23 protein-coding genes and 1 pseudogene are annotated in these 23,451 nt (G+C 61.7%); 11 read left to right on the plus strand and 13 right to left on the minus strand.

The window, feature by feature from the left end:
• Positions 1-459, minus strand: a pseudogene (locus tag PSTU_RS20700) (5-methyltetrahydropteroyltriglutamate--homocysteine S-methyltransferase); the annotation flags it as partial.
• 401 nt (positions 460-860) lie between these two features.
• Here PSTU_RS20700 and metR point away from each other — a divergent pair.
• Positions 861-1,787: a transcriptional regulator MetR gene (gene metR / locus PSTU_RS0111115; protein ID WP_019341100.1), complete on the plus strand. Its 927-nt coding sequence runs from the start codon at positions 861-863 to the stop codon at positions 1,785-1,787.
• Between the two features lies 1 nt (position 1,788).
• Here the strand turns inward: metR and PSTU_RS0111120 are convergent, their stop codons facing one another.
• The 3 genes from PSTU_RS0111120 to PSTU_RS0111130 form a co-directional block, all read right to left on the minus strand.
• Positions 1,789-2,916, minus strand: coding sequence for a GNAT family N-acetyltransferase (locus PSTU_RS0111120; protein WP_019341101.1), 1,128 nt, complete (start codon positions 2,914-2,916; stop codon positions 1,789-1,791).
• 211 nt (positions 2,917-3,127) lie between these two features.
• A complete protein-coding gene (locus PSTU_RS0111125; protein ID WP_019341102.1) occupies positions 3,128-4,438 on the minus strand; it encodes an OprO/OprP family phosphate-selective porin in 1,311 nt (436 codons plus the stop codon).
• A gap of 248 nt (positions 4,439-4,686) precedes the next feature.
• A complete protein-coding gene (locus PSTU_RS0111130; protein ID WP_019341103.1) occupies positions 4,687-5,808 on the minus strand; it encodes a beta-ketoacyl-ACP synthase III in 1,122 nt (373 codons plus the stop codon).
• Positions 5,809-6,079: 271 nt separating this feature from the next.
• Between PSTU_RS0111130 and PSTU_RS0111140 the strand changes: the two genes are divergently transcribed.
• Positions 6,080-6,610: a hypothetical protein gene (locus PSTU_RS0111140; RefSeq protein WP_019341105.1), complete on the plus strand. Its 531-nt coding sequence runs from the start codon at positions 6,080-6,082 to the stop codon at positions 6,608-6,610.
• 1 nt (position 6,611) lies between these two features.
• Here the strand turns inward: PSTU_RS0111140 and PSTU_RS0111145 are convergent, their stop codons facing one another.
• The gene (locus PSTU_RS0111145) at positions 6,612-6,824 is read right to left on the minus strand and encodes a DUF3820 family protein (protein ID WP_019341106.1); all 213 of its coding nucleotides are present in this window, start codon (positions 6,822-6,824) and stop codon (positions 6,612-6,614) included.
• Positions 6,825-7,015: 191 nt separating this feature from the next.
• Between PSTU_RS0111145 and PSTU_RS0111150 the strand changes: the two genes are divergently transcribed.
• From PSTU_RS0111150 to PSTU_RS0111160, 3 genes are all read left to right on the plus strand, one after another.
• On the plus strand, positions 7,016-7,549 hold the full coding sequence (locus PSTU_RS0111150) for an ankyrin repeat domain-containing protein (RefSeq protein ID WP_019341107.1): 534 nt from the start codon (positions 7,016-7,018) through the stop codon (positions 7,547-7,549).
• A 395-nt stretch (positions 7,550-7,944) separates the two neighbouring features.
• Positions 7,945-9,168 (plus strand): MFS transporter, encoded by a 1,224-nt coding sequence (locus PSTU_RS0111155; protein WP_019341108.1) that lies wholly within the window; start codon positions 7,945-7,947, stop codon positions 9,166-9,168.
• A 130-nt stretch (positions 9,169-9,298) separates the two neighbouring features.
• Positions 9,299-10,981 (plus strand): methyl-accepting chemotaxis protein, encoded by a 1,683-nt coding sequence (locus tag PSTU_RS0111160; RefSeq protein ID WP_019341109.1) that lies wholly within the window; start codon positions 9,299-9,301, stop codon positions 10,979-10,981.
• A gap of 131 nt (positions 10,982-11,112) precedes the next feature.
• On the opposite strand, the gene PSTU_RS0111170 is transcribed toward PSTU_RS0111160, so the two are convergent.
• Positions 11,113-12,018: an alpha/beta fold hydrolase gene (locus PSTU_RS0111170; RefSeq protein ID WP_019341110.1), complete on the minus strand. Its 906-nt coding sequence runs from the start codon at positions 12,016-12,018 to the stop codon at positions 11,113-11,115.
• A 296-nt stretch (positions 12,019-12,314) separates the two neighbouring features.
• Here PSTU_RS0111170 and PSTU_RS0111180 point away from each other — a divergent pair, with 296 nt between their 5' ends.
• Complete coding sequence (locus PSTU_RS0111180) at positions 12,315-14,174, plus strand: SLC13 family permease (protein WP_019341112.1); 1,860 nt, start codon at positions 12,315-12,317, stop codon at positions 14,172-14,174.
• Between the two features lie 108 nt (positions 14,175-14,282).
• Here the strand turns inward: PSTU_RS0111180 and PSTU_RS0111185 are convergent, their stop codons facing one another.
• The 3 genes from PSTU_RS0111185 to PSTU_RS21770 all read right to left on the minus strand — a co-directional run bounded on the left by PSTU_RS0111185 (position 14,283) and on the right by PSTU_RS21770 (position 15,278).
• Positions 14,283-14,711 carry a 3-isopropylmalate dehydratase large subunit gene (locus tag PSTU_RS0111185; RefSeq protein ID WP_019341113.1) on the minus strand — a complete coding sequence of 143 codons (429 nt, stop codon included), beginning with the start codon at positions 14,709-14,711 and terminating at the stop codon, positions 14,283-14,285.
• Between the two features lie 77 nt (positions 14,712-14,788).
• Complete coding sequence (locus PSTU_RS0111190; protein WP_019341114.1) at positions 14,789-15,010, minus strand: hypothetical protein; 222 nt, start codon at positions 15,008-15,010, stop codon at positions 14,789-14,791.
• Positions 15,011-15,128: 118 nt separating this feature from the next.
• Positions 15,129-15,278: a hypothetical protein gene (locus PSTU_RS21770; RefSeq protein WP_019341115.1), complete on the minus strand. Its 150-nt coding sequence runs from the start codon at positions 15,276-15,278 to the stop codon at positions 15,129-15,131.
• Between the two features lie 201 nt (positions 15,279-15,479).
• Between PSTU_RS21770 and PSTU_RS0111200 the strand changes: the two genes are divergently transcribed.
• Together PSTU_RS0111200 and PSTU_RS0111205 are read left to right on the plus strand one after the other, a co-directional pair.
• Positions 15,480-15,872: a hypothetical protein gene (locus PSTU_RS0111200; RefSeq protein ID WP_019341116.1), complete on the plus strand. Its 393-nt coding sequence runs from the start codon at positions 15,480-15,482 to the stop codon at positions 15,870-15,872.
• A gap of 149 nt (positions 15,873-16,021) precedes the next feature.
• Entirely contained in the window at positions 16,022-17,287 is a 1,266-nt protein-coding gene (locus PSTU_RS0111205) for a DUF445 domain-containing protein (protein ID WP_019341117.1), read from the plus strand.
• Positions 17,288-17,436: 149 nt separating this feature from the next.
• Here the strand turns inward: PSTU_RS0111205 and PSTU_RS0111210 are convergent, their stop codons facing one another.
• From PSTU_RS0111210 to PSTU_RS0111225, 4 genes are all read right to left on the minus strand, one after another.
• On the minus strand, positions 17,437-18,096 hold the full coding sequence (locus tag PSTU_RS0111210) for an ATP-binding cassette domain-containing protein (protein WP_019341118.1): 660 nt from the start codon (positions 18,094-18,096) through the stop codon (positions 17,437-17,439).
• Positions 18,089-18,850 (minus strand): ABC transporter permease, encoded by a 762-nt coding sequence (locus PSTU_RS0111215; RefSeq protein WP_019341119.1) that lies wholly within the window; start codon positions 18,848-18,850, stop codon positions 18,089-18,091. Before PSTU_RS0111215 ends, PSTU_RS0111210 begins: the two co-directional genes overlap by 8 nt.
• On the minus strand, positions 18,847-19,857 hold the full coding sequence (locus tag PSTU_RS0111220; protein ID WP_100206781.1) for an ABC transporter substrate-binding protein: 1,011 nt from the start codon (positions 19,855-19,857) through the stop codon (positions 18,847-18,849). The genes PSTU_RS0111215 and PSTU_RS0111220 overlap by 4 nt, the downstream gene beginning before the upstream one ends.
• A gap of 114 nt (positions 19,858-19,971) precedes the next feature.
• Positions 19,972-20,430 carry an HIT family protein gene (locus tag PSTU_RS0111225; RefSeq protein WP_019341121.1) on the minus strand — a complete coding sequence of 153 codons (459 nt, stop codon included), beginning with the start codon at positions 20,428-20,430 and terminating at the stop codon, positions 19,972-19,974.
• A 407-nt stretch (positions 20,431-20,837) separates the two neighbouring features.
• On the opposite strand from PSTU_RS0111225, the gene ccoN reads away from it, so the two are divergent.
• From ccoN to PSTU_RS0111240, 3 genes are all read left to right on the plus strand, one after another.
• A complete protein-coding gene (gene ccoN, locus PSTU_RS0111230) occupies positions 20,838-22,286 on the plus strand; it encodes a cytochrome-c oxidase, cbb3-type subunit I (RefSeq protein ID WP_019341122.1) in 1,449 nt (482 codons plus the stop codon).
• A 3-nt stretch (positions 22,287-22,289) separates the two neighbouring features.
• Entirely contained in the window at positions 22,290-22,505 is a 216-nt protein-coding gene (locus tag PSTU_RS0111235) for a hypothetical protein (protein WP_019341123.1), read from the plus strand.
• A 198-nt stretch (positions 22,506-22,703) separates the two neighbouring features.
• Positions 22,704-23,408, plus strand: a complete 705-nt coding sequence (locus PSTU_RS0111240; RefSeq protein ID WP_019341124.1) for a glutathione S-transferase N-terminal domain-containing protein — start codon at positions 22,704-22,706, stop codon at positions 23,406-23,408.
• The last annotated feature ends 43 nt before the right edge of the window (positions 23,409-23,451 follow it).

Consider the following 23,451-nt stretch of genomic DNA (forward strand, 5'->3'; position numbering starts at 1 on the left):
CAAGGCCCTGGCCTCTTCGACTTCTTCGAACAGTTGCTCCCAAGACAGCCGGAAGTCCTGATCGACACTGAACTCAGGGACCAGATAGTGATAGTTGGTATCGAACCACTTGGTCATTTCTTGCGCCTGGCCACCACCGCAGCACGCGTGGGTAACGCCTCGCGCCATGGCGAACAAGGTATCCAGGGTCGGCTGGCCATTGGCCGGACGAAAACGCTCAGGCACAACGCCAAACATCAGCGAGTGGGTCAACACTTGGTCATACCAGGCGAAGTCGCCCGCCGGTAGCAGTTCGATGCCCGCATCGGCCTGCAGCTGCCAATGGGCGGCTCGCAATTCCCTGCCGACCCGGCGCAGCTCGGCCTCGCTGAGATCACCCTTCCAGTAGGCTTCGAGCGCCTTCTTCAATTCTCGGTCGGCACCAACACGCGGGAAGCCCAGGGAATGCGCAACAGCCATGACAATCTCCAATTCGTTCGTTTGTTTTCGATGGCAGGATTGTGAGGGCCCGACAGAAATGAAACAAACTCACGCATTTTGAGATGACCAGTAAATATTTTCATGATCGTAGTAAAACGGTTCTTTCCAGAGCGTAAGGCCCTGCCCTCCGCACTCGATCCGGCGCGGCATCCCAGATCCCAGCGAACGACCTGACTGGTTTGATACCGACTCGCTTCGCCAACTCATCCATACGCAACTCTTCGAATCGCACCCAACCGACATGACAGCTCGACAATGATCGGCGCGCTGGGACACACTTCCCGGCCACGATGAGAACGGCTCAAGTCATCCGCTTCTTGACCCCGCTGGCAGCCTCTCGAAACCCTGGCCCGCCAGAAAACAGCAAGGAAGTCCCCAGCATGCTGGAAATCCGCCACCTGAAGACGCTTCATGCACTGCGCGAAACCGACAGCTTGGTGGAGGCCGCTGAGCGACTGCACCTGACCCAGTCAGCGCTGTCCCATCAGTTCAAGGAACTGGAGGAACGGTTGGGTTTACAGCTGTTCGTCCGCAAAACCCGGCCGGTGCGCTTCACCAGTGCCGGTTTGCGTCTGTTGCAGCTGGCCGACAGTTTGCTGCCGCAGCTGCGCAGTGCCGAGCGGGACCTGGCGCGGCTGGCGGGTGGCACCGCAGGACGCCTGCACATGGCGATCGAATGCCACAGCTGCTTCCAGTGGCTGATGCCTACTATCGATCAGTTCCGCGATGCCTGGCCGGAAGTCGAGCTGGACCTGGCGTCCGGGTTTTCCTTCGCCCCGCTGCCGGCGCTGGCGCGCGGCGATCTGGATCTGGTAGTGACGTCTGATCCTGTCGACCTGCCGGGCATCACCTATGTGCCGCTGTTCACTTACGAAGCACTGCTCGCCGTCGCCAACCAGCACGCGCTCGCATCCCGCCCGTTCGTACGCGCCGAAGACCTGGCCAGTGAAACCCTGATCACCTATCCGGTGGAACGGGATCGTCTGGACATCTTTACCCGCTTCCTGGAGCCGGCCGATGTCGAACCGGCGCAGGTTCGGACCTCTGAACTTACCGTGATGATGATGCAGTTGGTGGCCTCCGGTCGCGGCGTGTGTTGCGTACCGAATTGGGCGCTGCATGAATACAGCGTTCGCGGCTACGTCACGGCCAAACGCCTGGGCGAAAAAGGCCTGTTTGCCACGCTCTATGCCGGCATTCGCGCCGACATGCTGGACTCGCCATTCATGCGCGACTTCCTTCTCACCGCCAAGGACACGTCCTTCTCGACGCTCGAAGGCGTCAGCGCCGCACCGAAAACGAAATAGCTCATTCCTGCCGGTATGGCAGCGCATCGCGCGCTGTCTCGGCATAGCGCATCACGCCCAGCCGCTCCTGCTCGAGGAATTCACTGACAGCAGCGCGCAGCCCCGGATGAACCAGGTAGTGCCAGGAGCGCGTGATCACCGGCTCGAAGCCCCGGATCAGCTTGTGCTCGCCCTGGGCGCCGGCATCGAAGCGTGACAATCCCGCAGCAATCGCCTGATCGATCCCTTGGTAAAAGCAAGTTTCGAAATGCAGGCGATCGAATTCCGCCAGGCTGCCCCAATAGCGGCCGTAAAGCTCGCCGGCGCCGAGCAGGCTGAATGCCATGGCCACCGGACGCCCACTCTGGCAGGCGAGCACCACGCGGATCGCCTCTGGCATGCGCTCTGCCAGCAGACTGAAAAACGCACGCGTCAGATATGGCGCCTGGCCGCGCACATGGTAGGTATTGGCGTAGCAGGCGTAGACGAAATCCCACTCCTGCTCGCTGACCTGGTGCCCCTCGCGCCATTCGAATTCGATGCCCTGCCCCGCCACCTGCTCGCGCTCCTTGCGCAGCTGCTTGCGTTTGCGCGAAGTGAGGCCGTCGAGGAAATCCTGGAAGTCCCGGTAGCCGCGGTTGTGCCAGTGAAATTGACAACCGATGCGTTCGAGCCAGCCATCTCGGTGGTGAAAGATCGCATCGGCGTCCGGTTCGGTGAAGTTCACGTGCAGGCTGGAATGCCCTCCTTCGGCCAAGCCGGCGGTGAGCTGGTCGAGCAGCTGGCCCGCCGCCGCGCGATCACCCAGCAAGCGCGCGCCGGTCACCGGCGAAAACGGCACCGCACACAGCAGTTTGGGGTAGTACTCGATACCGGCGCGGTGGCAGGCATCGGCCCAGCTCCAATCGAACACGTATTCACCACTGGAGTGGGCCTTGCGATAGAGCGGCAGTGCGGCGATCAGCTTACCCTGCGCATCGCTGAGCAGGTGGTGCATGGGGCGCCAGCCGCTGCGCCCACCGACACTGCCGCTGTCTTCCAACGCTGACAGAAAGGCATGTCGAAGGAAGGGTTGCGGGCAATTGCCGAGCAAGGCATTCCACTGTGATGACGGTAGTTCGGCCAACCGGGAAACGATCTGAATGTTCATCCAGCAAGTGTGGCGTCAGTCTCGCTCGAAAAAAAGCGCTGAACGCAGCATGAGGTCGGCTGCTAGTTCAAGGTCCGGGCCAGGCCGGCGAGTTTCTATGTATGAAGGAAAAGCCTTGGTTCATCGGGCACAACCATGATTGGCCCGGCGGCAAACAAAAAAAGGCCCCGCATGGCGGGGCCTCAAGGGAGCACACGAATGGAGAAGCTGTTTAGAACACGTACTGAAGGCGACCAGTGATGGCCTTGCCGTCATCTTCTACTTGGCTACCGTCGCCCGCGACCAGGTTGGTGTTGATGTTATCGACCTGATAGTCGGTGTAATCAAGGCTCAAACGTACGGCTGGCGTCGGGAAATAGTTGACCCCTACGACGAAAGCGCTGAGGTCAAACTCATCCGTCACATCAGCCGCCTGGATGAACGCAACGCCACCGGCGTCGTTCAGATCAGTTGGAACAGCGGTCGCGTCGCCGTCGACAGTGTTGTTCTCGTAGCGCGCAAATACTTCAACTGCACCGGCTTTGGTCGGCTTGTCCCACTTGCCGCCGTCCACCTTGTAGCCGCGCACTGCGCCGAACATGTAAGCAACCTGACCGTAGTAGCCGCTGATGTCGACATCAGCATTGGCCCCGGCACCATTTTCGCCACTGATCTTGCGCTGGAAGTATTCAGTTTGCGCACGCAGGGCACCGAACTGGGCGCCGGCCTCGAGCAGCCACTCGTTGTCCTTCTCGGCGCTGGCTACGTCGCCGAATACCAGACGGTCATCGTTATCGCTGCGAATGCCCATACGGGTGCGGGCGCGGGCACGGCTGTCATCGGGACGAGCGCTATGGAAGTTAGCCCCCAGATGCACCACGTCGGTGCCATTCAAATAAGGAGCGAAGTTACCGCGAAGGGTGTAACCGAAGCGCTCATCGTTGCCTTCGTCTTCGATCTCGCCGTAGTGCGCAACCTGCGCAGCGACGCCATAGTTCGCGCCGACGTGCTTGACGTGCACGCCGAAATTCGTGTCTTCGTCGCCGTTCAGGAAGTCGTACATGAAGGGCCGCTCAATGGCGGTGATCCACGACGAGCTGGTGGTGTTCTCCAAGCCGTAATCAACACCATAGCGGCCGACCGTGAAATCTACGACGTCCAGTCCGCTGTAGGTGAGGAATGCGCGGTCGACGTCAGTGCCGTCTTCATCGCCGTCATAGCTGATGCGCAGGCCATAACCAAAATCCTTGTACGCATTGCCTTCAAAGGTAACTTCGCCACGGCGAATGAAGGTGTTGAACGTGCTTCCGAAAGCATCATCCTGGCTCGCTGCCTGCAGGCCATCAAACATTACCGCGTCCCACTGCAGCTTACCGCCTAGCTTGAAGCTGAACTCCTTGTCAGTGGTTGACACTTCCAGGCCACCCTTGGTCTTGATGACTAGGTCAGCTCCGTCAGTAGTAACGGTACCGGCGAAAGCCTGGGCGGAAACGGCCAGAGCGAGGGCGCTGGCGGCGAAACCGGCGAAGTGCTTACGGATCATCGAAAATTCCCCTTTTTGGTTTAGCGTCGGAAAACACACGGCTAGTGGCTCTTTGTGTTGCCGGCATCTTGGCCAGCACGTGTGTCAGCCAAGTGGCTATTCCATAAAGGTTTTATGACAGCGGGAACTTAAAAGACCGGTTTTTATCGCCAATCATCAAGGCGGCGGCCGATCCTCTCTGCATGCAGCGACAAGGCACAAAAAAGCGGACCGAAGTCCGCCTTTTTGCTCGTGAGTGTTAACGCAACTCAGCGTTTACGCAGGATCACGCTGCCAATCGAGTAGCCCGCACCGAACGAGCTGAGCACGCCAAGGCTGCCGCTGGGCAGGTCGTCCTGATGCTTGTGGAACGCAATGACCGAACCCGCCGAACTGGTGTTGGCATAGGTGTCGAGAATAACGGGCGCTTCTTCCGAACTCGCATCACGACCGAGCAGTTTGCGTACGATCAAGTGGTTCATGTTCAGGTTGGCTTGGTGCAGCCAGAAGCGCTTGACCTCGCCGACCTCGATCTCGTTTTCATTCAGGTGCTCGCCGATCAGCTCGGCCACCATCGGGCAGACTTCCTTGAATACCTTGCGTCCTTCCTGAACGAACAGCTTGTCCGGGTTGGTCATGTATTCCTCGGCGGTGCGATTGAGGAAGCCGAAGTTGTTGCGGATGTTATTGGAGTACTCGGTTGCCAGCTTGGTGCTGACGACGTCCCACTGGTAGTCCGAGGTGGCCTGATCGGCACGCTCGACGATGACGGCCGTGCAGGCGTCGCCAAAAATGAAGTGGCTGTCGCGATCACGGAAGTTCATGTGGCCTGTGCAGATCTCCGGGTTGACCATCAGGATCGCCCGGGCCTGCCCCAGCTGTACCGAATTGGCCGCATTCTGGATACCGAAGGTCGCCGAGGAGCAGGCTACGTTCATGTCGAAGCCGAAGCCCTTGATGCCCAGCGCCGCCTGCACTTCGATGGCAATCGCCGGATAAGCACGCTGCAGGTTGGAACAGGCGACGATCACACCGTCGATATCGGCTGCGGTTTTACCTGCGCGCTCAAGCGCCTGCTCAGCGGCCTTGACCGACATCTCGCAGAGGATGGACCACTGGTCATTGCTGCGCTCAGGGATGCGCGGAACCATACGGTCCGGATCGAGAATGCCGGCTTTGTCAGTGACGAAGCGGCTCTTGATGCCAGACGCCTTTTCGATGAACGCAGAGCTCGACTCCGGCATCGGTTGAACATCACCCGCTTCGATCGCCGCAGCGTGCTCTTCGTTGAAACGACGTGAATAGGTGTTGAAAGACTCAACCAGCTCGTCGTTGGAAATGCTCTGGGCAGGGGTGTAAAGGCCGGTACCGCTGATGACGACGTTATACACAGTCGTTCCTCTCGAATATTGGCTGATCGTAGTCGGATATCGGAACAGGAGCGAAGCCGGCCAGCGCCGATGCGATCGTTCATGCCGCGTCTGTTTATATGGCGGCTATTGTGCACGAAAACCGAACAGAATCTGCAGCTCAGCGCGTAAAAGCAGACAAAGGTCGATGATCTGCAGCGCGCACTGCCACGCGCCTGCTATGCCCACAGTGGCCCGCTGGCTCCAGGCTTTCGGGTATTCTTGCACGCCCTCATTCCAGGACCGCGCCACGATGAAAGAGCCACTCGCCGAACTGATACGTCTGATCAGCTCAGGCTGCATGAGCGAAGACGAGATCAACCGACTCGCCGACGAAGCGGCTCAGGCCTATGCGGACCCCCAGGCTTTCCTGCAGGCCAACCCGGACATCATCTACGACGATGACTTTCCTATTCCGCTGGGTGAATGGATGATCGTCGGCAGCTTGCCGGACACCGTTCTGTTCCAGGCCGACGATCATCAGGCCCTGTTCGAGCAGATCGTCGGGTCATTCGGGCCGGATGTGAATTTCGTGCTCAAGCCAAAGCAGTTGGCAAAAACCGAGCCGCTCAAGGCGCTCAACCGTATCCAGACCCAGCTGAGCAGTCTCTACCCGGAAAAAGGCGGCTACGTGCTGGTGGATTTCAGCGAGCCGCTGGATGACGAGCTGCAAGCAGTGCTCGTCTACACCTGCGATATCGAGCGTGTCATGGCGCTGGCGGTGGAAGTCGGCATCTACGCGGCACCAGCGCTGGCAGCGCTACAGGCGCAAGACCAGAACTGACTCAGCGACGACGCAGCGGCTCGAGCAAGCCGGACAGGCCGTTGTGGTCGATTTCCTGCATCAACGCCAGCAGCTGGCCGAGATCCCCGGGAGGGAAACCGACCCGGGCGAACCAGTTCAGGTAGTTGCCGGGAAGATCCGCAATCAGCCGGCCCTTGTACTTGCCGTACGGCATCGTCTGGGTCACCAGGCGTTCGAGATCTTCAGCTTTCATTGTGCAAGGTCACCGGCGAAAGGGCCGCAAATACTGCCACAGCCATTCTGGCCGCGCAGCTTCGCGCCCGTTTCGCACATTGGCGCTGCCTATTGGTCGGATAGATACGCAGTTGCCAGCCTGAACCGATCGCTTTGGCAGAATTGACGCCAGCGCCACTGCGCCCAAACCCGACAGTCGAGGAGATCAAGATGACGGATCAACCGAGTTCCAAACCCGAACTGGACGACGCCGCACTGGCATTCGCCGAGCAGGTTTTCGAAAGTGCCCGTACCGGTGACGCTCAGCGTCTCGGCGACTTGCTCGGTCGCGGCTTGCCGGCCAATATCCGCAACCACAACGGCGACAGTCTGTTGATGCTCGCCAGCTACCACGGCCATCTCGACGCCTCGCGCGTGCTGCTGGAAAACGGTGCCGACCCCCAATTGCGCAACGACAAGGGCCAGAGCCCGCTGGCCGGCGCTGCGTTCAAGGGCAACCTGGAAATGGCCCGGCTGCTGCTCGACCACGGCGCAGATGTCGAAAGCGCCTCGCCCGACGGCAAGACCGCACTGATGATGGCAGCCATGTTCAATCGCAGTGAAATTGTCGAACTGTTGCTGGCGCGCGGCGCGGATCCGAGTCGGGCCGACATCAACGGCGTGACGCCTCTGGCTATTGCGCATTCCATGGGTGCTCAGGACACACCGCACCTGCTAACCAAAGCCCTTGCTGCCAGCAGCTGAGTTTCAACTGCGCAGCGCCTGAACGACGCCCATACTCTCCACAGCGCGCCGTACATCCGATGGCTGCAGCTGTCAGCAAGGTGGTCAAGGCAGGCTTCGCTCGGAGCAGACTAACACCGCAGCCTGCTTTCCGGGCCTCTGCCTACCGCCAGATGGCGACTGCGGGCGATGCAGCAGATGCAGCGCGATAGCCAGTTCGCCGCGGTCCTGGCCAAGGGCCGATGACTGCTGCGCGTTGCCTGTTACGGGCCGCGCCACAAAAACAATGTGTCTTTGATACTGCGACGAACTTCAACTTACGATTACTGCCTACCTATCGCCCCACCCCCGCAAGCCCAGCGCCGTTCGACTCCAGCGGCGCGTGTCCATTATTCAAACCATCCGTTGAGGCACCGATGACCCCAGTGAATGCCACAGGCAAGCCGACGCTCTCGGCGCGCGCCATTCTGCTGATTGAACTGGCGCTGGCCATGGGCGGGTTCGCCATCGGCACAGGCGAGTTCGCGATCATGGGCCTGATGCCCAACGTCGCGCAGGGCCTCGGCATCAGCGAGCCGCAGGTGGGGCATGTGATCAGCAGCTATGCCTTGGGCGTAGTGGTGGGCGCACCACTGTTGGCGATCCTCGGCGCACGAATGTTTCGGCGGCACCTGCTATTGCTGCTGATGGCCTTTTTCGCCCTGGGCAACTTTGCCAGCGCCATGGCACCGGACTACCACGCGCTGATGCTGTTCCGCTTTCTGGCCGGCCTGCCTCACGGTGCCTATTTCGGCGTAGCCATGCTTGTCGCAGCCTCGATGGTGGCTCCAGACCAGCGGGCCAAGGCAGTTAGCCGCGTGCTGGCGGGCTTGACCATTGCCATGTTGATCGGCAACCCCACCGCGACCTGGCTGGGGCAGTGGCTCAGTTGGCGCTGGGCATTCGGCCTGGTCGGAATCATCGCGCTGCTGACGGTGCTGCTGGTGGCCATCTTCCTGCCGCTCGACCGCAGCGAGCCGCGCAACAATGCGATGCGCGAGCTGCGTGACTTCAATCGCAAACCGGTGTGGCTGGCGCTGGCCATCAGCTCGATCGGTTTCGCCGGCATGTTCTGCGTGTTCAGCTACCTGGCACCAACCATGCTGGAGGTCACCGGCGTCAGCGAACATTGGATCCCGGTGGGTCTCGCCGCATTCGGCCTGGGCGGCATTGTCGGCAATATCTTCGGCGGCTGGCTGTTCGACAAGCTGGGGTTCAAGGCCGTCGCCTGGCTGCTGCTGTGGAGCATTCTGGTCCTGTTGATATTCCCGCTCGCCGCGCATTCGCTGTGGACGATCCTTCCGGCCGCATTTGCGGTCGGCACCATGGTATCGCTCGGCCCGCCCCTGCAGACGCACCTGATGGACGTGGCTGGCGAGGCCCAGACGCTTGGCGCTGCGTCCAACCATTCGGCGTTCAACGTCGCCAATGCCCTGGGCCCCTGGCTCGGCGGCCTGGCGATCAGCGCTGGTCTTGGCTGGACTGCCACCGGCTACATCGGTGCCGCTACCGGCGCCGCCGGGCTGCTGGTGTTCTGGTGGGCCTGGACTGCAGGCAGTGCAAGCGAAGCAAGCCGGGGAACTGCCACCGCCTGCGATTGATCAGCCTGAAACGAACAGGAGGCTGCGGCACACCAAGCCTGCCTACAGTGGAAAGATTTGGTTACAGGGCTTAAGTTTCTCCGTTCCGGGTCGCCTTACTGGACCTTGTTTTCCTCACAGGCTGTTACCGATGCATCTTTCCCTGAAGCAGAAAATGATCCTTCTGGCGGTGCTGCCTGTGCTACTGCTCGCGCTGGTCCTATGCGGCGGGACAGCGAAGATCCTCGCTGATCGCGCCGAAGCCGAGATCGCCGACCGACGCGAACGGCTCATGGCGCAGAGCAAAAAAGAGCTGAAGGGCTACGTCGAGGTGGCACTCACGGCGATCGATGACCTCTACGAAAACTCGCCCAACGGCGACATGGCCGCACGCGCGCAAGCCATCGAGCGGCTGTCGCGTATCAAGTTCGATAACAGCGGATATTTCTACGGTCACGACTCGGACATCGTCCGGCTGTTCCGTGGCGCCAACCCGGACGGCGTCGGCACCAGCATGAAGGACCGGAAGGATCAGCAGGGCATGTTCATCAATACCGAGCTGGTCCGTGCAGCGAAGGATGGCAGCCATTACCTGCGGTACTTTTCCTCGATGCCCGGCAACGACAGTGTGTTGCTGCCGAAGCTGTCTTATAACCACTACCTGCCGAAGTGGGACATGGCCATCGGCACCTCGATCAATATCGACAGCATCGATGCCGAACTGGAACAGATCCAGGCGCAGATCGATGAACGAATCGAGGCAATCATCACCAGTACCATCGTGTTGGCAGCCATCATGTTGGTCGTGCTCGGCCTTGCTGGGCTGGCACTGAGCAACTCGATCGTGCGGCCTATTCAGCGCATCAAGGACAACCTCGACGACATCGCCGCCGGCGACGGCGACCTGACCCATCGGCTGCAGATCGCCAGCCAGGACGAAGTCGGCGAACTGGCGTCCTCGTTCAACCGTTTTGTCGACAAGATTCACGGCATGGTGAGCCAGATGGTTGAGGTCACCTCTCAGTTGACCGAGCTGGTTGGCGAGGTGGCTGCGCAGGCACGACGCTCCGAAATCGCCATGGCGCAGCAGCGTCAGGAAACCGACCAGGTGGCCACAGCCATCCATGAAATGTCCGCCGCGGCGCAAGAAGTGGCACAGAGCGCGCAGAATGCTGCCAACGCCGCGCAACAAACCGATCAGGAAGGCCAGGACGCCAAGCGAGTCGTCGATGGCAGCGTTCAGCGCATTCACTCGCTGGTGCAGGACATCCGGGAAAGCGGCGCGTCCGTCAACAGTCTGCAAAAGGACGTGGGTTCAATCATCAGTGTGCTGGGCGTGATCCGCTCGATTGCCGACCAGACCAATCTGCTGGCGCTCAACGCGGCCATCGAGGCGGCACGTGCCGGCGAGGCCGGCCGAGGTTTTGCTGTCGTGGCCGATGAGGTGCGCGCACTGGCCAGCCGGACTCAGCAAAGCACGCAGGAAATCCAGGGAATGATTGATCGCCTGGAGCAAGGCACGCAAAGCGCAGTCAACGCCATGATCCGTTCCAGCGAAGCGGGCGAAAGCAGCAGCGAACAGGCCAATCGCGCGGGCGTTTCCCTGGATGCGATCGCGCAGCTGATCGGCACCATCAACGCCATGAACGCGCAGATCGCCAGTGCCGCCGAAGAGCAGACCTCGGTTGCCGAGGAGATCAACCGCAGCGTGCATCAGATCGCCGTCTCGGTCGATCAGGTCGCCGACGAGACCCAGCAAGGCGCGCAGACGGCGCGCAATCTGGAACAGCTGGGCAACCGCCTGGGCGCGCTGGTCAAGCAGTTCCGGATCTGATCGGCAATCCAATCCTGGCGCGCGCGGGCAGCGCGTGGGCCAAGCCATTCAGGGAAATCTCCATCACAGGTCGCCAGAAGGAATGGCGGCCTGCCAGACAATGCCAGTCTCGACCGGCTGACCAGTCGCGTTCAGCATGCCCGGCATTCGGTCGGCTCAACGGGCGCCGTTGTCCATGGATTGCGGCCCTCGTCTATCCAGCCCAGGGTTGCCTGCCAGAAACCGTGCCGGTGGCGCTCGTGGAACAGATCGAAATGCCCGACCCGCGCCAGACCCAGCTCGGCGGGGCTGAGCCGCACGTGTTCGCAAGTGCTGTTCCGGTAATAACTCAAGCCTCGCTCGATAGCCGGCAACGTGCCGTATTCGTCATCCGTGACGCTTACCGCGAGAATCGGTGCACGCACTGCGGCAAAACGTTGTACTACTTCGTCACGTTCGTGGGCCGGATAGCTGCGTTCCAAGCGTGCGCGGCGAAACGCCCACTCCAGCGCGACACCGGCCGGCAGGTCTTCCAGCCAGCCCAGGCGCCGACCGGGGAAATAACCGCATAGCGCCGTCACGGCCGGCATGAACAGATGCCACTTGGCGAACATCTGCCAGCGCTGCGCCGACGCGTAGTCCGGCCAATACGCGTATTGCGCACCGACACTGAGAAAGCGATCCACCTCCGTCGCCGCCGTTGCGAAGCCAGGCAGGAAGCCGCCAATACTGTGCCCGACCGCCACCAGCAGGCCCTCTGGGTCGCGGGCGCGCATCCAGCGCACGGCCGCATCGAAGTCGTAGTCACCCCAGTCACGCCAGCGGATCTTAACGCCGCGCAGGCTGGCCGGACGCGACCCGCCGATGCCTCGGTAGTCGTAGGTCAGCACCGCATAGCCCTGCTCGCGCAGGAAACCGGCGTAACGCGCGTAGTAGCGGGCCAGCACGCCAGTCGCACTGCTGACGATCACCGAGCCGCGCGCTTCGCCAGCCGGCAACCAGAGTTGCGCGGCGAGCGGATAGCCATCACGGCATTGCAGAACTAGATGCTTGGGCATGGGCACTTTCTGATCTGGATTCAGCTACATCCTTGCCCACCGGAGCGGGTCTTGCCAGTAGTTGGGGCTGGAAAAGTATCCGGCGCGAAATATTTTTGGCCCGCGAATGCAAGCAGTGTCTGGTTTAAACACCCGCCCCGCTATCACGAATATCGAACGCAGCGCTGGCTCAGCCCCTGCACCAGCGGCTAGTGTATGGCGGCACTAAGCGCTTCGCTTTGGCGCTCTACCTCCTGCCGCTCGGCTCTTTCATTTTCATCCGCGCACTGCGGCAAAAGCTGTAATCGGAGTTATCCATGCAAAGCGATCAGCTGATCGTATTCGCTGTGCTCGCCGCCACCCTCGGGCTGTTCGTGTGGAATCGCTGGCGTTACGACATCGTCGCCCTTGGCGCATTGTTGGTGGTCACCCTGGCCGGCATCGTGCCACCGCAAGAAGCATTCATGGGCCTTGGCCATCCGGCAGTGGTCACCGTAGCCGCCGTGCTGGTGCTCAGCCGCGGCTTGCTCAATGCGGGTGTGGTGGATTCGCTGGCGCGCCATCTGACCAAGGTCGGCGATCGGCCTTGGATTCAGGTGATGACGCTCACTGGCATCGTCGCGCTGTGCTCGGGTTTCATGAATAACGTCGGCGCGCTGGCGCTGTTCATGCCCGTCGCCGTCTGGATGTCACGGCAGAGCGGGCGATCACCTTCCTATCTGCTGATGCCGCTGGCGTTCGGCTCTTTACTCGGCGGCACCCTGACGCTGATCGGTACGCCACCCAACATCATCATCGCCGGCTATCGAGGTGAAGTTGGCGAAGCACCTTTTCGCATGTTCGATTTCCTGCCGGTCGGTCTCGCCATCACCCTCGCCGGTGTGCTGCTGATCGCCGTGCTCTGGCGCTTGACGCCTCGTCGTGAGGACCCGAGCAGTGAGCAGGAACTGTTCGAAATCAGCGCCTACTTGACCGAGCTACAGGTACCGGCCGGCAGCAAATACGCTGACCGCTCCCTGCATGATCTGATCGCAGCCGGCGGCGATGAGGTCGATGTGATTGTCACCGGTCTGGTGCGTGCTGGAAGGTATCACCGGATGCCTTCGACCTATGAAGTGTTGCGCGACGACGACATCCTGCTGGTCGAGGCCGATTCGGACAGCCTTAAGCGCTTTCTCGACGTGACGCATCTGCAGCTTGCCGCCGAAGCCGACAGCAAGGCGGAAGCCCGCGAGAAAGCCGAACAGGACGGGCAGCAGGAACAGACCGATGAGCCGGACAAACAGCCAGAGGCCGCCGAAAAAAACCGCGATCGCAACGCCCAGCGCGCCCTGGCCGAGGCCATCGTGACTGCAAATTCTCCGTTGGTGGGCACCAGCGCCTCCGGCCTGGCACTGCGTGAGCGCCATGGCGTCAACATCCTCGCCGTGGCGAGGCAGGGGCAACGGTTGCAGCAACGGCTGGGCAGAATCCGCTTTGCCGCTGGCGACATCCTGCTGTTACAGGCCCGTGAAGATCAGCTGCAATCGACGCTGAATAGTCTCGGTTGCCTGCCGCTGGCATCGCGTGGTCTGCGGATCACCGCGCCTCGTCAGGTGTTGCTCGCCAGTAGCATCTTTGCCGCCGCGCTGGCATTGATCGCGCTGGGGATGGCCCCGTCCGCCGTCGCGCTGGTAGGCGGCGCACTGGCGATGATTCTGGTCGGGCTGGTGCCTACCGGCGAGATCTACAAAAGCATCGATATATCGATCATCGTCCTGATCGCCGCGATGCTGCACATCGGAGAGGCACTGGAAAGCACCGGCGGCTCGCGCCTGATCGCCGACGCCCTGCTGAACATCGGCCAGTCCGCCCCACCGGCAGCTACCGTTGCGATCCTGATGATTGGCGTGATGCTGCTGTCGAACGTAGTCAACAATGCCGCCGCCGCGGTGCTTGCAGCACCGGTGGCGATTGCCCTCGCGAAAGGCATGGAAGCCTCCGCCGACCCGCTGTTGATGGCAGTCGCAATCGGAGCGTCTTGCGCCTTTATGACGCCAATCGGGCACCAGTCCAATACGCTGGTGATGGCGCCCGGGGGCTACCGTTTTGGTGACTATTGGCGGCTCGGGCTGCCGCTGTCGATGCTGGTGGTGCTGGTGGCCGTTCCGGCCATTCTGTGGGTCTGGCCGCTGTAGCAGTATCTTGCAAACGGGGCTCAGCCACAGCGGGCCTCAACCTGTTCCGTCGTCCATACAGCCGGGATCAAGACGAATGGCCCTGAAGTTTAAGCGCGGCGAGCAGCCTTACTGGATCTCGACCTGCTGGATATCGAAGCCGATGCGGTTATCGCTGCTGATGCGAAATTGCAGCGTCTCGCCGCGCTCAACCCGCGCGGCCTTTTCGCGCAGCAGATTGCCCTTGCCGCAAAGCGTGTCGTCTTCTGGGTCCGATTCGATGCTGACAATGCGCATCCCCGCAGGCACCTGCAAGCGCACCTGCTCACCGACATGAATGCGTGCGGCGATCTTGCGATCAACCATTACCGCCACGTAGCACCCACCGCCGCGAATACCGAAGTCGCGCGTCACCACCAGCTCCCCGCCATTGGCAACAGGCGTTTGATAGCCGCGCAAACGCTCCTCGGGGACGGGCGTGATGTCCTCTGGATCAGCCTGCCAGGACGAGCAACCGGCTAAAGCCAGCACAGGGATCAGGGCGAGGATCAAGCGCATAGAGGACTCTCCGAGCTGGTAAGCGAAGCGGTGATGGTACGACAGCTTTATTCGCTCACCGTGCGGAAAGTTGTGGCTTAGCGGGTCGACACCGGATGACTGCTGCCGGGATAGGGCCGCTCTTCTTCCAGTGTTCCGTGGCGATCGTAGACCTCGACCGATGCGGTCTTGCCGCCCATCAAGCTGTCCAGGCCGGTGAACATTTCGTCTTTGGTCAGGGTTCGCAGTACCGTTTCCTGAGACTGCTGATCGGTGAGTTCCCAGCCCATCGGGGTCGGGTTCACGTGGTATTTGTCCATGCTGTGCTCCTTCTATGAATTGCGCTCTGCCCGCTTTCTTGGCGTAGCCGGTAATCGGATTGTGCCGTTTGATCTACCGACTCGCCTGCAGCGGGCACGACAGACGAGCGTTAACGGGCTAGCCGCGATCGTCGTCGCCTTCGATTTCGCTATCGTCGAAATCAGGGTCTTCGCCTGCTTCCTTCTCGCCAGCGTCGGTCATGGTGATGTCGGGCAGATCCTCGGCCGGCTCGTTCTTCTCACGCTGGGTCTGGTCGCTCTGGCTCATGGCTACCTCGTTGCACGTTTCGAAGGGTCTACCCAATTGGAGCAACAGGCAGCCGGCAGCGTTCGCCTGGCTGGGCACCGGTGGTCCGATCACTCATCGGCAAGCAAAAAGAATCCGTCACCCTTTCCAACTTGCGATTGCAGCGACCCCAGTACTCCACCACACTGCCGACAATCCAACCTTTGACCGGAGCTGCCTGCCATGCCTGCCACCCAAACCCCTTCACGCGACAGCATCCTGGCCAGCCCGGATGCACTGAGCTGCACCATCTACCGCGCTCACGAAACGGACCCGGAAGGTGAAGAGCGTGACATGGGCGACGCCCGGGTAATCATCACCGGACAGTTCGAACCGCCGCAGGAGTGGGATGCCAAGGCGCGCACCGATTACTTCGACGGCATGCCCGAAGACGCCTTCTTCACTGCCGTTTTTGCCAGTGAACACGGCTCTGACTCCAAGGGCTATTTCACTGTCGATGCGGACGACTACGCGGCCGTGACCGAGCAGGACGGCACCATCTCGATGTTCTATGTCTGCGAGCGCCTGGACGACGGCACCTACGTCCTGCTGCGTGAGGAAGACGACGAAGAATAAGCGGCGCAAACCGCGCTGGATCAAACGCATCAAACGGGCCACTCGAACCCTCTCCCGCTCAACCGGGTCTGTGCTGTATAGGCAGACCCGTCGGTCATCCGGCCAATTCCGCCTTCGCTTCATCCTCCGCCGCCACCAAGAGGAATCGCATGAGCCCTCTGCAACGTCACTGGCAATCCCCGGTTTCGCGCATGAAGCTGGTTGCCGGCCTCCTGCTGCTGGTTGCCGCCCTGCTTTACGTCATCGCGGCCGCCCTGGAGCCGCGCCATCCGGTCTGGGGTTACCTTGCCTCATTCGCCGAAGCGGCCATGGTCGGCGCCATTGCCGACTGGTTCGCCGTCACCGCGCTGTTCCGCCACCCGCTCGGCCTGCCGATTCCGCACACGGCGATCATCCCGCGCAGCAAGGCGCGCATCGGGCAGAACCTGTCCACATTCATCACCACGCATTTTCTGTCCACACCCCTGGTGCTGGCAAAACTGGAAGCGCTGGATATCGGCGGACGCCTGGCCAACTGGCTGCGCCATCCAGACAATGCCCAAGCGGTCGGCCGCCAGCTCACCGGCATGGCGCGCTTCGGCGTCGAATCCCTGCATGACGAGCGTGTGCAGGCCTTCGTCCAGGCCAAGCTGATCAACCGCGCGCGCAAGGTCGACCTCGCGCCGGTCTGCGGGCAGGTGCTGGAAATGCTCACCCGCCAGGGCAAACATCAGGCGATGCTCGATGAGGCACTGATCAAGGTCGATGCGCTGCTGCAAGACGACGACACCCGCGCGCTGGTGGCCGATGCCATCACCGCCGAGGTGCGCACCCTGCGCTATCTGGGCCTGGGCAAGGCGGTCGGCGGCTGGTCGGCGAACAAGTTCGTCGACGGCGTATCGGCAGTGATCGCCGAAATCGCGGGCGACCCAGAACACCCGCTGCGGGAGCGCTTCGACGAGCATGTCGGCGAATATATCGAGCGGCTCAAGCATGACCCGGCCTATCGATTGGAAGTCGAGCGCATCGTTGCACAGTTGCTGGAGCATCCGGCTACCACCGCTTATCTCCAGACGCTCTGGCACGAGCTGACCGACTGGCTGCAGGCCGACCTGGACAGCCCGGACTCGCGCATCGGCAAACGGATCGTGCGCCTGACCCAGGGTCTGGGCGACTCGCTGGCCGCCGATACCGCCATGCGCACCTGGATCAACGAGCAACTGATGGCCGCCGCACCCGCGATGCTCGAGCGCTATCGCGGACAGATCGGCAAGTACATCGCCCAACGCGTGGAAAACTGGGAGAGCCGCGAGCTGGTCGAGCAGATGGAACAGAGCGTCGGCAAGGATCTGCAATACATCCGCATCAACGGCACCCTGGTCGGTGGCCTGGTCGGGTTGGTGCTGCACGCGCTGACCCAGCTGGCCGTTGGGTAAGAATCGACGAGGCAGAACCGCAGCATCATTCAGTGTGAGCGTGATGAACGCAGCGACCCATTGGACGGCGAGTTCGTAGGATGGATGCAACCCATCGCTTTACGGAACCCCAGCATCGCTCGCTGTGAGCGTAACGAACGCGCGGTTTGCTAGGCGCCGAGCAGACGCAGCTCTTCACTGATACCGCTCGCACTGGCGCCACCGGCCAGGGGCCGATCCCAGCGCAAGGTGGCGGGCCGGCCACTCATGTACCACAGGCGGTTGGCCAGCTGGTCGGCATCACGGGCATCGTGGGTCACGCAGATCATTGCCATCTGCGGCTGCGCATCCAGTAGCCGGAGGATGAGGCGGCGCAGTTCGGCGGCACGATCCGGGTCCAGCGACGCGAAGGGTTCATCGAGCAACAGCAGGTCGGGCTTGATCGCCAGGCTCCGCGCCAGCGCCGCACGACGGGCCATGCCCAGCGACAGCTGATCCGGCAGACAATCGCCGGCATCACACAGCCCCACCTCGTTCAGCAAACGATCGATATCGCCAGAAGATGCGCCGACCAGCGCCAGGTTCTGCCGCACCGTGCGCCAGGGCAACAGGCGGTGCTCCTGAAACAGGTAGCCGACACGCACACCGGCACGCGGCCGAGCCATAGTGCTGAGACGCGGATCGAGCCCGGCGATGGCATTGAGCAGCGTGGTCTTGCCAACGCCGGACGGTCCCAACAGGCAGATGCGATCACCCGCCCGCACCTGCACGTCGATCGCACCAAGCACCGAATGGCCTGCCGCCGCACCATCGATCCGCAGCTCAAGCATGCGCTACCCCCGCCTCGCGCCAGGAAGACGCGCGCCGTTCCAGCGGTTGCAGCGCAACCAGTTCGATCAGTTGCACCACCGCGATGAAGGCCAGGCTGTAGGCCAAGATGCTCGCTACATCGAACACCTGAAAGGCCATGTGCAACTGGAAGCCAACGCCGTCGGAACGACCGAGCAGCTCGACGACCAGAACGATCTTCCAGATCAGCGCCAGGCCGCCCCGGGTCGCTGCCATCAGGTATGGAAATAACTGCGGTAGCCAGACGTTGGCCACCCGCTGCCAGCGGTTTAAACCGTACACCTGCGCCATCTGCTCCAGCTTGGGGTCGAGGCTGCGCGCGCCTTCGCGCACGGTCACAGCGACATTCGGCACCTTGTTGATCACCACCGCCAGCACCGCCGCCGCTTCCACCAGGCCGAACCAGACGTAGAGCAGGATGATGGTGACCAGTGCTGGGAGATTGAGAAACAGCACCAGCAGCGGATCGAGCACGGCGTTGGCGAGCCGCGAGCGGCCCATCCACACGCCCAGCAGCGCACCCAGTGCCATCGCCAGGACAAAACTGATCAGCACTCGACGCAGAGTGATCAGCAGGTGATGGGGCAGCTCGCCGTTCTGCGTAGCCAGCCAGAAGGTTTGCAGGACGTCCGCTGGAGACGGCAGCAGCGGCGTACTGACGATCAACGCGACAACTGCCCAGAGCGCAACCACCAGCGGCAGCGCGATCCAGCAGGTCCAGCGCGAGCCCTTCATGGTTCGCTCTGGAACAGCGCGGCCGGCATCAGCTTCCCCGGTTCGGCACCGGTCAGCTCTAGCAGCCGGTGCAGCGCGGTTATGCGCGCCTCGTCCAGGGGTTGCGGGATGCCTTCGACGAAACTGTCGCGTAGCGCGGCGAATACCGCCTCGTCATCGGCGCGCATCAACGGACGGATTGCCTGCCAGTGGTCCGGGTCGGCAGCCAGCTGATCCTTGGTCTGGCGCAAGGCACTGGCGAAGCGCCGCAGCAGGTCGCCATGCTCGCTGGCCCAGGAGTCGGCAAAGAGATAGCCGAGCACTGGCAGATCGGAATCGAGACCCAGTGTGCTGACCAGTTCGGCCAGTCTGAAGGCCGTGCGCACGCCGCCTTCGCCGCGCAGGCGTGCGGAAAAATGCCAGTAGGTCAACAGCGCATCCACCTGACCGCGACGCAGCGCCTGGCTCAGCAACGGCGGCGCGGCGTACTGCACCGTCGCTTCGCGCGCCAGGTCGACGCCCTGCCCTGCCGCGACCTGTTGCAACAGTTGCCAGCCCAGCCCGTCCGGCCCGCCCGCCACACCGATACGCTTGCCACGTAAGTCGGCCAAGCTGCGAATGTCGCTGCCATCTTTAACCAATACTTCGCCGATCTGCGAAGAAAACGCTACGTAGCGATAGGGCGTCCCGGCCTCGTGACGCGCCTGCGCCCAGAGCAGATCGCTGACCGCGCCGTCGACACTGCCGCTGCTCAGCGCTAATCGCGAAGCGGGCAGATCGGCCACCAACCGCACCTTCAATTCGAAGCCGTTGGTCTTGTCGAGATGGTGGCGCTTGAGATGGTCGAGTTCCCAGTGCGAGGTGCCGAACTGCAACACGCTGAGGGTCAGCACTGGCAGGGGTTGCGTAGCACCTTGCGCCAGCGCGAAAAGCGGCAGCACGGCAATTAGAACCGCCGGAACGCAGCGACGCGCCACACCATGGGTGCGGGCGAACAGGCGGGTGAGGAACCACGAAGCAGGCATCATGCCTGCAGGGTACGAAGCCTACGGGGCCCTACGAATAGTACTTTGGTGCCCCTTCGCTGCTGCGATGGTCGCGGCTGCAATTCCCGTAGCCGCGACCTCAGCGCAGGTCGTGAATCAGAGGTCCGGCTGAGCGATCTTCTGTGCCAGCCGCTGCACCAGCCGCGCCTGCAGCTTTTCCAGTTCCGCCGGCTCGGCCTTGTCCGCGGCATGAATCGCCAAGCCTTCGCCGGCGTAACGCGGCACGATATGCACGTGGATGTGAAACACCGTCTGCCCTGCCGGCGCGCCGTTGAACTGCGCGACCTGCACGCCATCGGGCTGCAACTCATCGACGATCACTTGAGTGAGCGTTTGCACTACCGCCATCACCTTGCACAACGCCTCGGTATCCACATCGAGGATGTTGCAGGCCGCCGACCGTTTGGGAATCACCAAGGTATGCCCGAAGGACTGCGGGAACAGATCGAGAAAGGCGAGCACATCGTCATCCTCGTAGAGCTTGTAGCAAGGCGCATCGCCCTGAATGATCTGGGCAAAGATGTTTTTTGGATCGTAGGGCGTGATCAGAGACACCGGCGTCGCTCCATGGCGGACAGGGCTCTAAACCATAGCGGGAACGACGATGGGAGCCAATAACGCAATCCGCTTGCCGGGCCGGCGTTCAGAGCCAGGGCGTTCGCCCGCGTGCATACGCCGGCCTCCGTCCATAAGTGCAGCGAATCAATTGCTGGCAAGACAGCGCGTTGCTTCGGCGCCGTGGGGTTTAGCCAAGCGAGCTACAGCTACGGCAAGCTGTTGAATAAAAAATATTGCACTCAATCGACATTATTATTCTTTTGCATACACAATCATCGAGTATCAGACTGTATGCACTCCTCCCGCAACTTTGCAGTCTCGTAATCAAACCCCCGAAAGAGGTGGCTCGCGAGGACGTGCATGCGGACAGCGGAATATCCCCTTGCGTGCAACTGGAATTATTCATGTCCAACCTGATTGCCGCCGGCTCGGCCGGCGAAACCTACAACTACGACATTGTTCGCCGGTTTACCCTCATGACCCTGGCATGGGGCATTCTCGGCATGGGCCTGGGCGTGTTCATCGCCGCTCAGCTGGTCTGGCCGCAGCTTAATTTCGATCTGCCCTGGACAAGCTTCGGACGCATCAGGCCGTTGCACACCAATCTGGTGATCTTCGCCTTCGGCGGTAACGCATTGTTCGCCACATCCCTGTATGTGGTGCAGCGCACCAGCCGGGTACGGCTGATCTCGGACGTGGTGGCCAGCTTCGTGTTCTGGGGCTGGCAGGCGGTGATTGTGGCGATGCTGATCACTTACCCGCTGGGCTACACCACCTCCAAGGAATACGCGGAGATGGAGTGGCCGATCGCATTGCTGGTCACTTTCGTATGGCTTGCCTACATATGGCTGTTCTTCGGCACCATTGCCAAGCGCAGGGTCAGCCATATCTATGTCGGTAACTGGTTTTACGGGGCGTTCATCATCGTTACGGCGATGGTGCACATCGTCAATCACATGCTGGTACCCGTCTCACTGTTGAAGTCCTACCCGATCTATTCGGGCGCCACCGACGCCATGGTGCAGTGGTGGTACGGCCACAGTGTGGTCGGCTTCATCCTTTCGGTGGGCTTTCTGGGGATGATGTATTACTTCGTGCCCAAACAGGCAGAACGACCGATCTACTCCTACCGCCTGTCGATCGTGCATTTCTGGGCAATCATCAGCCTGTACATCTGGGCCGGCCCGCATCATCTGCACTACACGGCACTGCCTGAGTGGGCGCAGAGCCTGGGTATGGTGATGTCGATCATCCTCCTTGCGCCAAGCTGGGGCGGCATGATCAACGGCATGATGACCCTTTCTGGCGCCTGGCATAAATTGCGCACCGACCCGATCCTGCGCTTCCTCGTCGTCTCCCTGGCGTTTTACGGCATGTCGACCTTCGAAGGCCCGATGATGGCGATCAAGACCGTCAACGCGCTGTCCCACTACACCGACTGGACCATCGGCCACGTCCATGCCGGCGCCCTCGGCTGGGTGGCAATGATCAGCATCGGCACGCTGTACCACATGATTCCCAAGCTCTGGGGCCGCGAGCAGATGCACAGCGTCGGCCTGATCAACGCGCATTTCTGGCTGAGCACCATTGGCACCGTGCTCTACATCGCCTCGATGTGGGTCAACGGCATTACCCAGGGCCTGATGTGGCGAGCGATCAACGAAGACGGCACGCTCACCTACTCCTTCGTCGAAGCATTGGAAGCCAGTCATCCGGGCTATCTGGTACGCCTGGCAGGCGGTGGCCTTTTCGCCTTCGGCATGCTGCTGATGGCGTACAACACCTGGTGCACAGTGCGTGCGGGCACACGTAACGTGCAGGCTTCGATTTCCGGTCTGGCCGCAGCGAGGTAACCCATGACACTGCTGATTGTCCTCACCATGATCGCGCTGGTCTGCGCCGCGCTCAGCCTGGGAAAGCTGTCCAGTCAAGACGCCGAGCAGGCCTCACTGCTGCCGTTCGCCGACGATCCCGAGGCCGCTCGCCAGATGACGACCGAAACCGGCCTGGTCTGCGAACGAGTGGTGCGGCCTGCCGAGGAGTCTGAGCCCCCTTACACCTGGAAGGCTTGAACCCTTTCGTGCAGAGACGGCGATGCGCTGCGCCGAGCAGTCGAGGTGCGGTAAGCCAGCAGCGCTTTCCCGCGCATCCCTGCGCAGGTGCGCTATGGCGTGCGCGTGACAGGTATCGAAGCGAGGCCAGCGAAATGACCACGTCACGCCGCACCCGCTATCCTCACCTTCCGATACCTGTATTGCGGAGAGAGCACCATGCACGATCTGTCCACCTTCCCCATCACCCAGAAATGGCCCGCCAGCTACCCGGATCGCCTGCAGCTGTACTCGCTGACCACGCCCAACGGGGTGAAGGCCTCGATCATGTTGGAGGAAACCGGTCTGCCCTACGAGGCGCATCTGGTCAGTTTCGAGAGCAACGACCAGCTCTCGGAAGAATTTCTCTCGCTGAACCCGAACAACAAGATCCCGGCGATCCTCGATCCCAACGGGCCGAACGGTGAGCCGCTGGCGTTATTCGAGTCCGGGGCGATTCTGCTGTACCTGGCGGACAAGACCGGTCAGTTCATGCCCGAGGACGCCGCGGCCCGCTACGAGACGATCCAGTGGCTGATGTTCCAAATGGGCGGTATCGGGCCGATGTTCGGCCAACTGGGCTTCTTCAATAAATTCGCCGGCAAGGACTACGAGGACAAGCGCCCGCTTGAGCGCTACGTCGCCGAAAGCCAGCGCCTGCTCGGCGTACTGGACAAGCGGCTGGAGGGTCGCGAGTGGCTCATGGGCGGGCGCTACAGCATCGCCGATATCGCCACGTTCCCGTGGGTGCGCAATTTGGTGGGTTTCTACGAAGCGCGCGAACTGGTGGAGTTCGAACGGTTCGTCAACGTCCAGCGGGTGCTGGATGCGTTCGTCGCGCGGCCTGCTGTGGCCAGGGGGCTGAACATTCCGTCACGCGACTGAGTGTGGGTATGGGAGCGCTGCTCACCCAGCGCTTCACGCTAGA

The sequence above is a fragment of the Stutzerimonas stutzeri SDM-LAC genome, from assembly GCF_000235745.1.
Taxonomy (GTDB): domain Bacteria; phylum Pseudomonadota; class Gammaproteobacteria; order Pseudomonadales; family Pseudomonadaceae; genus Stutzerimonas; species Stutzerimonas stutzeri_H.

Excerpts from the sequence above, each read along its gene's own strand:
- PSTU_RS0111120 (WP_019341101.1), bottom strand. The coding sequence starts at position 2,916 with ATGAACATTCAGATCGTTTCCCGGTTGGCCGAACTACCGTCATCACAG.
- PSTU_RS0111180 (WP_019341112.1), top strand. The coding sequence starts at position 12,315 with ATGCAAAGCGATCAGCTGATCGTATTCGCTGTGCTCGCCGCCACCCTC.
- PSTU_RS0111185 (WP_019341113.1), bottom strand. The coding sequence starts at position 14,711 with ATGCGCTTGATCCTCGCCCTGATCCCTGTGCTGGCTTTAGCCGGTTGC.
- ccoN (WP_019341122.1), top strand. The coding sequence starts at position 20,838 with ATGTCCAACCTGATTGCCGCCGGCTCGGCCGGCGAAACCTACAACTAC.
- PSTU_RS0111190 (WP_019341114.1), bottom strand. The coding sequence starts at position 15,010 with ATGGACAAATACCACGTGAACCCGACCCCGATGGGCTGGGAACTCACC.
- PSTU_RS0111210 (WP_019341118.1), bottom strand. The coding sequence starts at position 18,096 with ATGCTTGAGCTGCGGATCGATGGTGCGGCGGCAGGCCATTCGGTGCTT.
- PSTU_RS0111140 (WP_019341105.1), top strand. The coding sequence starts at position 6,080 with ATGAAAGAGCCACTCGCCGAACTGATACGTCTGATCAGCTCAGGCTGC.
- PSTU_RS0111170 (WP_019341110.1), bottom strand. The coding sequence starts at position 12,018 with ATGCCCAAGCATCTAGTTCTGCAATGCCGTGATGGCTATCCGCTCGCC.
- PSTU_RS21770 (WP_019341115.1), bottom strand. The coding sequence starts at position 15,278 with ATGAGCCAGAGCGACCAGACCCAGCGTGAGAAGAACGAGCCGGCCGAG.
- PSTU_RS0111240 (WP_019341124.1), top strand. The coding sequence starts at position 22,704 with ATGCACGATCTGTCCACCTTCCCCATCACCCAGAAATGGCCCGCCAGC.
- PSTU_RS0111220 (WP_100206781.1), bottom strand. The coding sequence starts at position 19,857 with ATGATGCCTGCTTCGTGGTTCCTCACCCGCCTGTTCGCCCGCACCCAT.
- PSTU_RS0111150 (WP_019341107.1), top strand. The coding sequence starts at position 7,016 with ATGACGGATCAACCGAGTTCCAAACCCGAACTGGACGACGCCGCACTG.
- PSTU_RS0111145 (WP_019341106.1), bottom strand. The coding sequence starts at position 6,824 with ATGAAAGCTGAAGATCTCGAACGCCTGGTGACCCAGACGATGCCGTAC.
- metR (WP_019341100.1), top strand. The coding sequence starts at position 861 with ATGCTGGAAATCCGCCACCTGAAGACGCTTCATGCACTGCGCGAAACC.
- PSTU_RS0111235 (WP_019341123.1), top strand. The coding sequence starts at position 22,290 with ATGACACTGCTGATTGTCCTCACCATGATCGCGCTGGTCTGCGCCGCG.
- PSTU_RS0111160 (WP_019341109.1), top strand. The coding sequence starts at position 9,299 with ATGCATCTTTCCCTGAAGCAGAAAATGATCCTTCTGGCGGTGCTGCCT.
- PSTU_RS0111125 (WP_019341102.1), bottom strand. The coding sequence starts at position 4,438 with ATGATCCGTAAGCACTTCGCCGGTTTCGCCGCCAGCGCCCTCGCTCTG.
- PSTU_RS0111155 (WP_019341108.1), top strand. The coding sequence starts at position 7,945 with ATGACCCCAGTGAATGCCACAGGCAAGCCGACGCTCTCGGCGCGCGCC.
- PSTU_RS0111205 (WP_019341117.1), top strand. The coding sequence starts at position 16,022 with ATGAGCCCTCTGCAACGTCACTGGCAATCCCCGGTTTCGCGCATGAAG.
- PSTU_RS0111215 (WP_019341119.1), bottom strand. The coding sequence starts at position 18,850 with ATGAAGGGCTCGCGCTGGACCTGCTGGATCGCGCTGCCGCTGGTGGTT.
- PSTU_RS0111200 (WP_019341116.1), top strand. The coding sequence starts at position 15,480 with ATGCCTGCCACCCAAACCCCTTCACGCGACAGCATCCTGGCCAGCCCG.